General features: G+C 69.4%; 12 protein-coding genes, 1 pseudogene and 1 riboswitch. Of the genes and pseudogenes, 8 read left to right on the top strand and 5 right to left on the bottom strand.

The genetic code is table 11. The features are described from left to right. The coding region (locus GA0115259_RS14275; protein ID WP_141716559.1) for a hypothetical protein at window positions 1-268 on the bottom strand (268 nt) is incomplete at its 3' end. A gap of 38 nt (window positions 269-306) precedes the next feature. Continuing rightward, window positions 307-1,308 carry a glucosyl-3-phosphoglycerate synthase gene (locus GA0115259_RS14270; RefSeq protein WP_093596130.1) on the bottom strand — a complete coding sequence of 334 codons (1,002 nt, stop codon included), beginning with the start codon at window positions 1,306-1,308 and terminating at the stop codon, window positions 307-309. Between the two features lie 221 nt (window positions 1,309-1,529). Then, a riboswitch (SAM riboswitch) is annotated at window positions 1,530-1,657 on the top strand. A gap of 17 nt (window positions 1,658-1,674) precedes the next feature. Here GA0115259_RS14270 and thrC point away from each other — a divergent pair. The 6 genes and pseudogenes from thrC (at window position 1,675) to GA0115259_RS41785 (ending at window position 6,838) form a co-directional block, all read left to right on the top strand. Further along, the gene (thrC, locus tag GA0115259_RS14265) at window positions 1,675-2,961 is read left to right on the top strand and encodes a threonine synthase (RefSeq protein ID WP_093596127.1); all 1,287 of its coding nucleotides are present in this window, start codon (window positions 1,675-1,677) and stop codon (window positions 2,959-2,961) included. Between the two features lie 40 nt (window positions 2,962-3,001). Continuing rightward, a complete protein-coding gene (locus tag GA0115259_RS14260; protein WP_093596123.1) occupies window positions 3,002-3,277 on the top strand; it encodes a ubiquitin-like small modifier protein 1 in 276 nt (91 codons plus the stop codon). A gap of 366 nt (window positions 3,278-3,643) precedes the next feature. Then, on the top strand, window positions 3,644-3,847 hold the full coding sequence (locus tag GA0115259_RS14255; protein ID WP_005315736.1) for a cold-shock protein: 204 nt from the start codon (window positions 3,644-3,646) through the stop codon (window positions 3,845-3,847). A gap of 373 nt (window positions 3,848-4,220) precedes the next feature. Continuing rightward, complete coding sequence (gene groL / locus GA0115259_RS14250) at window positions 4,221-5,843, top strand: chaperonin GroEL (RefSeq protein ID WP_046501378.1); 1,623 nt, start codon at window positions 4,221-4,223, stop codon at window positions 5,841-5,843. Between the two features lie 127 nt (window positions 5,844-5,970). Beyond that, window positions 5,971-6,396 (top strand): annotated as a pseudogene (locus tag GA0115259_RS41790) (RNA polymerase sigma factor); the annotation flags it as partial. Window positions 6,397-6,466: 70 nt separating this feature from the next. Next, window positions 6,467-6,838: a hypothetical protein gene (locus GA0115259_RS41785; protein ID WP_237539994.1), complete on the top strand. Its 372-nt coding sequence runs from the start codon at window positions 6,467-6,469 to the stop codon at window positions 6,836-6,838. On the opposite strand, the gene GA0115259_RS14240 is transcribed toward GA0115259_RS41785, so the two are convergent. Both GA0115259_RS14240 and GA0115259_RS14235 read right to left on the bottom strand, forming a co-directional pair. Beyond that, complete coding sequence (locus GA0115259_RS14240; RefSeq protein ID WP_370747754.1) at window positions 6,828-8,030, bottom strand: hypothetical protein; 1,203 nt, start codon at window positions 8,028-8,030, stop codon at window positions 6,828-6,830. The two genes, GA0115259_RS41785 and GA0115259_RS14240, sit on opposite strands and share 11 nt — an antisense overlap. Window positions 8,031-8,177: 147 nt before the next feature. Beyond that, a complete protein-coding gene (locus GA0115259_RS14235) occupies window positions 8,178-9,131 on the bottom strand; it encodes an oxidoreductase (RefSeq protein WP_237539992.1) in 954 nt (317 codons plus the stop codon). Between the two features lie 74 nt (window positions 9,132-9,205). Here GA0115259_RS14235 and GA0115259_RS14230 point away from each other — a divergent pair, with 74 nt between their 5' ends. After that, a complete protein-coding gene (locus GA0115259_RS14230) occupies window positions 9,206-9,838 on the top strand; it encodes a TetR/AcrR family transcriptional regulator (RefSeq protein WP_093596114.1) in 633 nt (210 codons plus the stop codon). Between the two features lie 50 nt (window positions 9,839-9,888). Here the strand turns inward: GA0115259_RS14230 and GA0115259_RS14225 are convergent, their stop codons facing one another. Next, on the bottom strand, window positions 9,889-10,452 hold the full coding sequence (locus GA0115259_RS14225; protein WP_202449993.1) for a CGNR zinc finger domain-containing protein: 564 nt from the start codon (window positions 10,450-10,452) through the stop codon (window positions 9,889-9,891). A gap of 53 nt (window positions 10,453-10,505) precedes the next feature. Here GA0115259_RS14225 and GA0115259_RS14220 point away from each other — a divergent pair. Beyond that, a partial coding sequence (locus GA0115259_RS14220; protein WP_107469186.1) for an MFS transporter occupies window positions 10,506-11,753 on the top strand: 1,248 nt, incomplete at its 3' end.

The raw sequence follows: 11,753 nt of genomic DNA, 5'->3' as shown, positions 1-11,753 counted from the left end.
CCCCGCCCAGCAGCCACAGCCGTTCCGCGGCTCCTCCGGTGTCCGCGAGCTGTCCGTTCAGCGACTCGTGGAGAGGCTCGTGCGGAGGCTGGTGGGCGAGCTCGTGGAGCGGCGGCGCGTGGACCGGCGCGTGGACCGGCATGAGCAGAGGTCCGGACGCCTGAGGCGGTACGTGCGCCATGGCCGACGCCTGTCCCGGCGACAGCAGCACCAGCGTCCCGGCCAGCACCCCGAAGAATCGGCAGATAATCAGATGTTTTGCCCTCATAAGGGCGCAATGTAGGCAATCGGTGAGGTGATCCGCGGTTACGCCGCGCGTCCGGACGTGTACTCCGCGATCTCGCGTATCGGCGGCCGTTCCTCCGTGTCCACGGAGTAGGTGCGCGGTACGAAGCCGTTCTCGCCGCGGTCGAACTGCGTCAGCTCCGGCCGTACCAAGTGTGCCCGGGACAGCCGCAGTTGAGCCGTACGGTAGATCGCCGCAGCCATCCGCCCGAGCGCCCGGTCGTCCTGGTGGCGGTGCAGCCGTACGCCCACATCGACCTGGCCCAGCGCGTCCAGGCCCACCGTGTGCAGCGCGTCCACGAGCAGCCCGAGCTCCACGCCGTACCCGACCGGGAAGGGCAGCCGCTCCAGCAGCGAGCGCCGCGCCGCGTACTCCCCGCCGAGCGGCTGGACGAAACCGGCCAGGCGCGGCCAGTGCAGATTGAGCAGCGGACGCGCCACCAGCTCGGTCACCCGCCCGCCCTGCCCGCCGACCGCTCCGTTCATGCCGCCGTCCTCGCCGTCCGGATCGCCCTCGCCGTCCGGATCGTCCTCCCGCAGCGGCCGGTCGTACATCGCCTTCACGAACTGCACATCCGCGTCGGTCAGCAGCGGTCCCACCGTCCCGGACACGAAATCCGCCGAGAACCGCCGCAGATCGGCGTCCACGAAGCACACCACATCACCGCTCGTCACCAGCAGCGACCGCCACAGCACCTCGCCCTTGCCGGGCAGCGCGGGCAGCCGCGGCAGAATCGCGTCCCGGTGCACCACGCGCGCGCCCGCCGCCGCGGCGACCTCCGCCGTACGGTCGGTCGAGCCGGAATCGATCACCACCAGCTCGTCCACGAGCGGCGCCCGCTCCATCAGCTCGCGCCGGATCACGGAGACGATCGCGCCGACCGTCGCCTCCTCGTCGAGCGCCGGGAGCACCACGCTCACCGTGGTGCCGCGCGCGGCCTTCGCCACCAGGAGCCGGTCGAGCGTACGGTCGGCCGCTGACCAGGAACGCCTGGTCAGCCAGCGTTCCACCTCTTCCAGCACGGTCGGTACTCCCTGACGTGTTCCATGAACGTGACCCGCGAATCCGGTCGGAACCGGGCCGCGACCGGGCCCGAACCCGGCCGAACGTGATCCATCTCGCGGTGCGGACCACTATCTCAACCGTCCGCTCCTTCGGTTACAGTCTTGAACAACACGAATGACCTCCGCATGCCGGGGGTCGTTACGTGGAAAAACGCGCCGGGCCTGGCCCGGCGTCATAGCGCTCATCCAGAGGGACTGAGGGAACGGCCCGTTGAAGTCCCGGCAACCCTCCCGCCGACCGCGAGGTCACGGTGGGGAAGGTGCCAATTCCGTCTTGCGGCGAAATGCGTCGTAAGGAAGATGAGGAGAAAGGGCCTCGCCATCATGGCTGTGCAGACCGTCCACCACGCCAGCGACACCGTTGACCTCGGACCCGCCGCCGCCCTCTCGTGCCGTGAATGCGGAGAGCGTTTCGATCTCGGTCCCATTTTCGCCTGCGCGAGCTGTTTCGGGCCGCTCGAAGTCGCGTACGACCTGCCGAGCGGCACTCCGGAAGAGCTCAAGAAGCGCATCGCGGACGGCCCGGACAACATCTGGCGGTACGCGCCGCTGCTGCCCGTTCCCGCCGATGTGGCCTCGAAGCCGAACATCAATCCAGGGTTCACCAAGCTGGTCAAGGCCGACAATCTCGCCCGCGAGCTCGGCATCACCGGCTCCCTGCACATCAAGGACGACTCCGGCAATCCGACGCACTCCTTCAAGGACCGTGTCGTCGCCATCGCCGTCGAGGCCGCCCGCGCCTTCGGCTTCACCACGCTCTCCTGCTCCTCCACCGGCAATCTGGCGGGCGCCGTCGGCGCCGCCGCCGCCCGCGCCGGCTTCCGCTCCTGTGTGTTCATCCCGCACGACCTGGAGCAGGGCAAGGTCGTCATGGCCGCGGTGTACGGCGGTGAACTCGTCGGTATCGAGGGCAACTACGACGATGTGAACCGCTTCTGCTCGGAGCTGATCGGCGATCCGCTGGGCGAGGGCTGGGGCTTCGTCAACGTCAACCTCCGTCCGTACTACGGCGAGGGCTCCAAGACGCTCGCGTACGAGATCTGCGAACAGCTCGGCTGGCGGCTGCCCGACCAGATCGTCATCCCGATCGCCTCCGGATCACAGCTCACGAAGATCGACAAGGGCCTCCAGGAGCTGATCAGGCTGGGGCTCGTGGAGGACCGGCCGTACAAGATCTTCGGCGCCCAGGCCGAGGGCTGCTCGCCGGTGTCCACTGCCTTCAAGGCCGGGCACGATGTCGTACGGCCACAGAAGCCCAACACCATCGCCAAGTCCCTGGCGATCGGCAATCCGGCCGACGGCCCGTACGTCCTGGACATCGCCCGCCGCACCGGCGGCGCGGTCGAGGACGTCGACGACGAGCAGATCGTCGACGCGATCAAGCTGCTGGCGCGCACCGAGGGCATCTTCGCGGAGACCGCGGGCGGAGTGACCGTCGGTGTGACCAAGAAGCTGATCGAGGCCGGAGTGCTCGATCCGGCGCTGACGACCGTCGTCCTCAACACGGGTGACGGACTGAAGACTCTGGACGCGGTGGCGCCGACGACGGGCCCGACCGCGACCATCCGCCCGAGCCTGGACGCGTTCCGCGACGCCGGCCTGGCCCGCTGATCCCGACGACGTTACGGAAGACGGAAGGCAGAACACCACTATGAGCGTCAATGTCCGCATCCCCACCATTCTCCGTACGTACACCGGCGGCAAGGCCGAGGTCCCGGCCGAGGGAGCGACTCTCTCCGAGGTCATCCAGTCCCTGGAGGCCAGCCACCCCGGTATCGCCGCGCGAGTCCTGGACGATCAGGGCAAGTTGCGCCGGTTTGTGAATGTGTACGTGAACGACGACGACGTCCGCTTCGAGCAGGGCCTGGAGACCGCGACTCCGGCGGGCGCGGGCGTCTCGATCATCCCGGCGGTCGCCGGAGGCTGAGCCTCGTCGTCGCGACGCCGCGTGACCGGCATGGCTCCCTCCGCAAGAGAAGCGGAGGGAGCCATTCTTTATGGTTGAACGCGATAGAGTGTGGGAACGCCCCTCCGCCGCCCATGTGGCGCGTGTATGAGAACGCGACAAGATAGGGCTGACATCCTGGTGCTGTTTGCACTGTAGGTGCGCTTTGCCCGGCCCGACTTGCCCGGGAACGCAGCGAATTCGTCGCTATGCGTGTTCAGCCATGCCCAGAATTCTCGTCCGATTGACCTGTTGCAGAGGGCAGTTGGGCAGATACATTCAGCCGCGGTCGACGCGTTCCGGCGCGAAGTGTGGCCCCTGGAAGGGCCAGTAATAGGGGAGTTAGGCATGGCTCAGGGCACCGTCAAGTGGTTCAACGCGGAGAAGGGATACGGCTTCATCGCGGTCGACGGTGGTGCGGATGTTTTCGTCCACTACAGCGCGATCCAGATGGACGGTTACCGCACCCTTGAAGAAGGTCAGCGAGTGGAGTTCGAGATCTCGCAGGGCCAGAAGGGTCCGCAGGCGGACATGGTCAAGCTCGCCGTCTGATCCCGGCGCGATCGGCCACCGACGCACTCAGTTCACGGCTCACGCCGAGGGGTCCGTATCCCGGAGACGGGATACGGGCCCCTTGTGCGTGTCCGGGCGTCACCTCGCGCGTGCGGGCGTGCGGGTGGGGCCTCGGGTGGGGTCTGTAAATGGGCCCGTAGGCGGGGCCTGTGGGTGGGGGCGCTTGCACTCCAGGGGGTCGAGTGCTAATCATTGGCGTTAGCACTCTGCGAGTGAGAGTGACAACTTAAGGACCGGGTCGGTGAGGCCCGAAGAGCCGGTGGGGCAAGGAACCGCACGGCTCTCAGGCCGTCCGTCGCGGGCGCCAGCGCGGTCCGGAGCAATCCACCCCAGTCCGGGAGGACCACTTCACATGGCCAAGATCATCGCGTTCAACGAGGAGGCACGGCGCGGTCTCGAGCGCGGGATGAACCAGCTCGCCGACGCCGTCAAGGTCACCCTTGGCCCCAAGGGTCGCAACGTCGTCCTCGAGAAGAAGTGGGGCGCCCCCACGATCACCAACGATGGTGTGTCCATCGCCAAGGAGATCGAGCTCGAGGACCCGTACGAGAAGATCGGCGCCGAGCTGGTCAAGGAAGTCGCCAAGAAGACGGACGACGTCGCCGGCGACGGTACGACCACCGCGACCGTGCTGGCCCAGGCGCTCGTCCGCGAGGGCCTGCGCAACGTGGCCGCCGGCGCCAACCCGATGGCCCTCAAGCGTGGCATCGAGAAGGCCGTCGAGGCCGTCTCCGGCGCCCTGCTGGAGCAGGCCAAGGACGTGGAGACCAAGGAGCAGATCGCTTCGACCGCCTCCATCTCCGCCGCCGACACCCAGATCGGTGAGCTCATCGCCGAGGCCATGGACAAGGTCGGCAAGGAAGGCGTCATCACCGTCGAGGAGTCCCAGACGTTCGGTCTGGAGCTCGAACTGACGGAGGGCATGCGCTTCGACAAGGGCTACATCTCCGCGTACTTCGCCACCGACATGGAGCGTATGGAGGCGTCCCTGGACGACCCGTACCTCCTGATCGTCAACTCCAAGATCGGCAACGTGAAGGACCTCCTTCCGCTGCTGGAGAAGGTCATGCAGTCGGGCAAGCCGCTGCTGATCATCGCGGAGGACGTCGAGGGCGAGGCGCTGTCGACTCTGGTCGTCAACAAGATCCGTGGCACCTTCAAGTCCGTCGCCGTCAAGGCGCCGGGCTTCGGTGACCGCCGCAAGGCGATGCTCAACGACATCGCCATCCTCACCGGTGGCACGGTCATCTCCGAGGAGGTCGGCCTCAAGCTGGAGAACGCCGGTCTGGACCTGCTGGGCCGCGCCCGCAAGGTCGTCATCACCAAGGACGAGACCACCATCGTCGACGGTGCCGGTGACAGCGACCAGGTCGCCGGCCGGGTCAACCAGATCCGCGCCGAGATCGAGAACAGCGACTCGGACTACGACCGCGAGAAGCTCCAGGAGCGCCTGGCGAAGCTGGCCGGCGGCGTGGCCGTCATCAAGGCCGGTGCCGCGACCGAGGTCGAGCTGAAGGAGCGCAAGCACCGCATCGAGGACGCGGTGCGCAACGCCAAGGCCGCCGTCGAGGAGGGCATCGTCGCCGGTGGTGGCGTGGCTCTGCTCCAGGCCGCTTCGGTCTTCGAGAAGCTTGAGCTCGAGGGCGACGAGGCGACCGGCGCCAACGCGGTCAAGCTCGCGCTGGAGGCTCCGCTCAAGCAGATCGCCGTCAACGGCGGTCTTGAGGGCGGCGTCGTCGTCGAGAAGGTCCGCAACCTGACGGTCGGCCACGGTCTGAACGCCGCGACCGGCGAGTACGTCGACATGATCGCCGAGGGCATCATCGACCCGGCGAAGGTCACGCGGTCCGCGCTCCAGAACGCGGCCTCCATCGCCGCGCTGTTCCTGACCACCGAGGCCGTCATCGCCGACAAGCCGGAGAAGGCCGCCGCGGCTGCTCCGGGCGGTATGCCGGGCGGAGACATGGACTTCTGAGCCTGACGGCTCGGACCCGGTCCTGGTCCAGTACCGAGGGCGGCACCTCTTCCGAGGGGTGCCGCCCTCGGGCGTTTCTCAGGGCACGGTACCTGCGGGTGGTAAGGATCCGCCGGGCTCATGACATATGAGAGGTGTGGAAACCTTTCGGACGACGGGGAGCGACGGGGGCCGTGCGCCCGACGGCGATCGCTCCGAGCGGTTCACGGCCATGTACGTACGCGAGCACCCGCGCGTATCGGCCTATGTCCACCGGCGGCTGGGCGACCGGAGCGCGGCGGAGGAACTGGCCGCGGAGGTCTTCAGGACCGCGTGGGAACGGATGGCCGCGGGCCATGAGACCAGCAGCGGCTGGCTGTTCGTCACCGCGCGCAATCTGCTGGGCAACCACTACCGCAAGAGCGCGCGCCTGACCGAACTCCACCGGCGCATCACCGACGAACTGCACCGCGCGCCCGCGTCCGGGCAGGACACCGCCGTACTGGACACTCTCGACCGGCTCCCGGACCGGCATCGGGATGTGCTGATGCTCAGTTACTGGGACGGGCTGAGCGCCGCCGAGATGAGCGAGGTCCTCGGCTGCGGGGTACCGGCGGTCTGGGTCCGGCTGCAAGTTGGAGGCGATGGCCGACGTGATCGTACGAGGCAGGCTCGGCCCCGGCCGCGAGGAGGAGGCGGGCCCCGACCGCGGCGGAAGCACCTACACGGTCGCGCCGGTGGATGTCACGGCGACGGCCAAGGGCGAAGTGCCCGGAAACCGCCTCCAGTTGTCCTACCTCACCCCGGGCACCGCCGCCGGGACGGCCCCGCTGACCGCCGGGAAGGAGTATGTCTTCCTGCTCACGAAGGACGCCCCGACCACCGGAAACCACTACCTCGTGAGCACCACACAGGGCTGGTACGCGGTGACCGCCGACGTCCGAGCAACACCGGGCCCGGAGAACGACCTCCCGCTGAGCCAGGGGGTACGGAGGGCGCTACGGCTCAGGGAGTGACCTGGTGAACCGGTGACCTGGTGACCTGGGTGACTGGCGTCAGCGGGTGTAGTCCTTGAGCTTCTCGGTCTCCAGGGTGATGCCGACGGGGTCGGGGAGCTTGACCGTGTCTCCGTACGGGTGCGAGGTACGGCTCTGGTACTCGCCCCTCTGCGGGTCGGTGTAAACCACCAGCTTTGCCGGGGTGCCCCGGTTTTGTGGCGGCGGATCGACTGAAGCGCCATACGCGTGTCCTTTCGGTTGGGCGGCGTGTCGTCGCCGCGCGGGCCAGGGCTGCGTGGGCGTGGACCTGGGTGGGTGGGAGTGCGGTCGGGGGCCGTACGGGTGGAGGTGTGCCTCGGCAGGTGCCGCACTCGCCGTCGAGCAGTGCTTCCGGGCGGCCCGGGGCGCCGCACGTCCCGCACTCCAAGATCCGCAGCGCGGGACGTGGCGTACGGATCGGCTCCGGCGGGAGTTTCGAGGTCAGGCGCACCCGGGCGAGGGCCGCCGCGTGGTGGACGACGGCCGGAAGCCCGGCGGTCAGGGCGTACAGCACGTCTCTCTCGTCGGCGCCTCGTTCCAACCAGGCGGCGGCCAGCGGCTCCAGAGCCGCGCAGTCGGCGGCGGACAGCGACATGGCGGGCGCGCTCCGGCCGAGCGCGGCCAGCAGGACGAAGGCACGGGATGGGGCACGGGAGGGAGTACGGGAGGGAGTACGGGCCTGGGCCCGGGCCTGGACGGCGGAGGTCTGGGCGGCCTGGTCTGCGGCCTGGACCGGGTCCGGGGGCGCGGCCGGAGCGTCGTCCGGTACGTCGCCGGAGATGAACGCCGTCCACCACGCATTGTCCCGTGCCGTACGGGAGAACCACGTACGGGTGACCCAACGCGCACTCCCCGACCCGACGAGGTGTTCGCGCCCGCGCCGCAGATGCCCGACGTTCTGGAGGTGGCGCAGCGCCGTACGGAGGGCGCACTGTCCGTACGGAAGCACCTTGGCGAGAGCCTTCACGGAGATGTCCGCGCCCTCGGGCAGCCGGTCGATGAACGCCGCGACGGCGGCTTCACGGCCCGGAAGGCGGGCGAAGTCGTCGGCCGTACGGGCCAGTTGACCGGGAGTCGAACGCTTGCCGTAGCCAGGGTTCGCCATGGGGTGGGAACCGGGCGGCGTTGCGTGCGTCGGGTGCGCGGTGGCATTGAGCTTGGCCTCAGCCATGAGATCGCGAATCCTCAAGTGGTCGATCTTGATCGGTCAGGCCCCCGAAGGTGTTGTCCGCACCCCGGGGGCCGTTCCGTTTTCTGGCACGCTAAAGCGGGTGACGCCGGGCGCCCGGTGTGGGAGGCCTCGGGAGTCGGGCGGGAGTCAGGCGAGGGGGAAGGCCGTTGCGGTGAGGTCTTCGGAGAGAGTCCACAACTTCCGGGCCAGGGTGGGGTTTTGGGCGGTGGCGCTGCGGGAGGCCCGGGTGGGGTGACCGCGTTGTTCGCCGCGGCCGTCGGGGCCGATGTAGGCGGCGCCTTCGAGGTTCTGGGTGGCGGCGAAGAGCGTCGGCAGGGCTCCGGCCGGACCACTCTGCATCACCAGCCGGCCGACGGTCGTGGCGACAAAGGTCATGGCCGGGCCGAGATGACGGTTGAGTCCGGTGGTCGCCGCGCCCGGATGCGCGGCGAGGGCGAGCAGTGGTGAGTGGGCTTCCGTCAGGCGGCGTTGCAGTTCGAGGGTGAAGAGCAGATTGGCGAGCTTCGACTGTCCGTAGGCTGCCGAGGCGCGGTAGCGGCGCCGCCGCCAGTTCGGGTCGTCGAGATCGAGCGTGGCCTTCTTGTGGGCGTTGGACGCGACGGTGACCACGCGGTCGGTGATCCGCGGCAGCAGTAGACAGGTCAGTGCGAAGTGGCCGAGGTGGTTGGTGCCGAAGTGCGTCTCGAAGCCGTCGGCGGTGCGGCCGAGCGGCACATTGGCCACGCCCGCGTTGTTGATCAGGATGTCGACCGGGCGGTCCCAGGAGGCCGCGAAGCGGCGTACCGAGGCGAGGTCCGCGAGGTCGAGCGGCAGCACCTCGATGCTGCCGACTGTCCGGCCGACTGTCCGACCGGCCAGGCTGTCGGTCACGCTCGCGGCGATCTCGCGGGTGCGCTCGGCATTTCGTACGGCCATCACGACATGCGCCCCGGCGGACGCGAGCGCCCGGGTGGCCTCCAGCCCGATGCCGCTGCCCGCGCCGGTGACGATTACGGTGCGTCCGGTCTGAGGCGGCAGGTCTTCGAGGGTCCAGGGAGCGGGAGACGACTTGGGACGGGTGGAGCGGAGTGGACTGGTCATGGTCGCCAAAGTAGTCATTGGATACATTGTAGTCAATGGCAACATTCGGATGAGCGTGTGGATAAGGTGGTCCGATGACCACAGCCCGCCCCTACCACCACGGCGATCTGCGCACCGCCCTGCTGCGGCAGGCCGAACGGACCCTCGCCGAACAAGGTGTCGACGGACTCTCGTTGCGGGAACTCGCCCGTGAGGTGGGCGTGAGCCACGGTGCGCCGCGCCGGCACTTCCCGGACAAGCGGGCGCTGCTGGACGCCCTTGCGGAGGAGGGGTACGAACGGCTGGGGCGCAGGCTCGATGCCGCGCTGAACGACGACGCGCTGGTTGACGAGGGTGATCGCGGTGACCTCGGCGATCACGGCGATCTCGCCGAGCGGCTGGTGGTCTTCGCCCAGGTCTATGTCGAGTTCGCAGTCGAGCATCGCGCGCTGCTGGGTCTGATGCACGGTTCGAAGGAGGGTTCGCGCGGCGACCGGTTGCGGGAGGCGAACGACAGGGCGTTCGCCGCGCCCGTACGGCTTCTCGCGGAGGCGCGCGCCCGGGGCTACATCGATGCCGACACCACGGGCCGGGTCGATATGACGGTACTGGCGGTCTTGCAGGGCCTCGCGGTGCTTGCGGCCACCGGTATGAACGGCGCGAAGCCGCTCGGCGTACTCGTGTCGGAGACGGTGGAGACGCTGCTGGCGGGCCTGCGCCCACGGTGATCCGGGGCTCAAGCCCCCGTGGGTGTCCTTCGGGGGTGTCCTTCGGGCGGTCAGGCGCGGGTGCGGCGGTGGGTGGCTACTCGTTCTCGGGTCGCGCAGCGGCGGGAGCAGTAGCGGCGCGGTAGGCCGCTGCCCTGGTTTACATAGACGTTCCAGCAGGTGGATGACGCGCAGATGCCGCCGGGCGGGCGCTGGCGGTTCCAGAGGAGGACCGTCAGCGCGAGACAGGACGACGCGAGGAACCACTCGCCCCATGGCGCGTCGTCCGTGCTGTCCAGGTGCGGGTGCCAGATGGTGAGGCCGTCGTGCGAGGAGAGCCGCAGAGGCCCGGGGGTCAGACGCAGGAGGTGGTTGAGCGTGGCCGCGGCGGCGTCGACGTCGTCGGCCGCGAAGACCTCGCGCAGCATTTCCGCGACGGCGCGCATCTCGGTGATGTCGTGTGCGGAGAGTTCGACGGGATCGGCCTCACCGTGTTCGCGCAGGACCGCGGCGACCGTGTGCGGTGTCGGATCCTCGGCGCTCAGGGCATTGACGCTCAGGGCGTTGATGAGGGCGGCGGTTCGCTCGGCGGTGGCTGAGGGCTTCGGAGGCTGCGGCTTCGGGGGCGGCACCAGGTGAATGTAACGTATCTGGTCAAGTTTTGAGTTACGTACGTAACGTGCTACGCATGGAAAAGCGTTACGCCGTCGGGGTCGCCGGGGCCGCAGCCGCCCGTACCGGGGACGAGATGTTGGGCCCGGCCCTGTTGCTGGCCGGGCTGGCCGTCACCGGATCGGCGTCCACCGCGACGGCGCTGCTCACGGGAATCACCGTCTCGGCGGCGCTCGGCGGCCCGGTCTTCGGCGTACTGCTCGACAGATCGGCCCGGCCCGGCCGGCTGCTGGCGGTGGCGCTGAGCGCGTACGGCTCGGCCCTCGTCGTCATTCTTCTGAGCCTCGGGCGCGTCCCGGTCGTGGCCACGGTGCTGATCGCGGTGTGCGCGGGACTGCTGGGCCCGACCCTGTCCGGCGGCTGGACCGCGCAACTCCCTTGTGCCGTAAGGCCGGAGGAGCTGCCGCGTGCGACCGCGCTCGACGCGATGACGTTCAACTTCGCGAGCCTGACGGGCCCGGCGCTGGCGGGCACGGTCGCGGGACTGGCCGGCGCGCCGACGGGAGTGTTCGTATCGGCGGCGCTGATCGGCGCGGCGGTGCCGGTGGCGTGGCGGCTGCCGGGAGTACGGGCCGGGGAAGCCCGAAGTTCAGCCGCAGCCCCGCCACCAGGGCCAACGCCCACGCCAACTCCGGCGTCCGTTGTCGTTGATCTTCGTGCCGGGTTCCGGGCCATCGCCCGTACGCCTTCCTTGGCGCGGGCAACCGTAGCGTCCGTCATCTCCTGTGTGGGCCAAGGGATTCTCGTCGCGTGCAGCCCGCTGCTCGGAGAGCGGGCGTTCGGTTCGGCGAACCACGGCGTCGCCCTGCTCTCCGGCGCCGCCGCCTCGGCGCTCCTGGCCAACGCGGTGTTCGCGCGGTATCCCCGGCTGATGCGCCGCCCCGACGCCGTCCTCCCGTACAGCACGATTGTCCTGGCCGTCGCCCTGCTCCTCGCCGTCCTCGCGGTCCTCGCCGCAACCGGCCGACCGGTTCTGCTCGTCGCCGCGCTGTTGATCGCCGGTCTGGGCGAAGGCCCGCAGCTCGCGGCCCTGTTCGCGATACGCCACCGCGAGGCGCCGGAGCGGCTGCGCGGCCAGATCTTCACCACCGGCGCCAGCCTGAAGATCACCGGCTTCGCCCTCGGCGCGGCCCTCACGGCCCCACTGGCCGCCCGCTCCCTCACCACCGCCCTCCTGACCGCCGCCGCCACCCACGTCCTCGCCGCACTGAGCTGCGGCCGGGGCGGCGGCCGGGACCGGCAGGGGCGCCGGGGGGGGGGGGAA

This window comes from Streptomyces sp. MnatMP-M17, assembly GCF_900091995.1.
Lineage (GTDB): Bacteria > Actinomycetota > Actinomycetes > Streptomycetales > Streptomycetaceae > Streptomyces.
Note: the sequence above shows the minus strand (reverse complement) of the source record. Positions and strands in the feature narration are given on the sequence as shown.

Excerpts from the sequence above, each read along its gene's own strand:
- GA0115259_RS14260 (WP_093596123.1), top strand. The coding sequence starts at position 3,002 with ATGAGCGTCAATGTCCGCATCCCCACCATTCTCCGTACGTACACCGGC.
- groL (WP_046501378.1), top strand. The coding sequence starts at position 4,221 with ATGGCCAAGATCATCGCGTTCAACGAGGAGGCACGGCGCGGTCTCGAG.
- GA0115259_RS14235 (WP_237539992.1), bottom strand. The coding sequence starts at position 9,131 with ATGACCAGTCCACTCCGCTCCACCCGTCCCAAGTCGTCTCCCGCTCCC.
- GA0115259_RS41785 (WP_237539994.1), top strand. The coding sequence starts at position 6,467 with ATGGCCGACGTGATCGTACGAGGCAGGCTCGGCCCCGGCCGCGAGGAG.
- GA0115259_RS14255 (WP_005315736.1), top strand. The coding sequence starts at position 3,644 with ATGGCTCAGGGCACCGTCAAGTGGTTCAACGCGGAGAAGGGATACGGC.
- GA0115259_RS14240 (WP_370747754.1), bottom strand. The coding sequence starts at position 8,030 with ATGGCTGAGGCCAAGCTCAATGCCACCGCGCACCCGACGCACGCAACG.
- thrC (WP_093596127.1), top strand. The coding sequence starts at position 1,675 with ATGGCTGTGCAGACCGTCCACCACGCCAGCGACACCGTTGACCTCGGA.
- GA0115259_RS14230 (WP_093596114.1), top strand. The coding sequence starts at position 9,206 with ATGACCACAGCCCGCCCCTACCACCACGGCGATCTGCGCACCGCCCTG.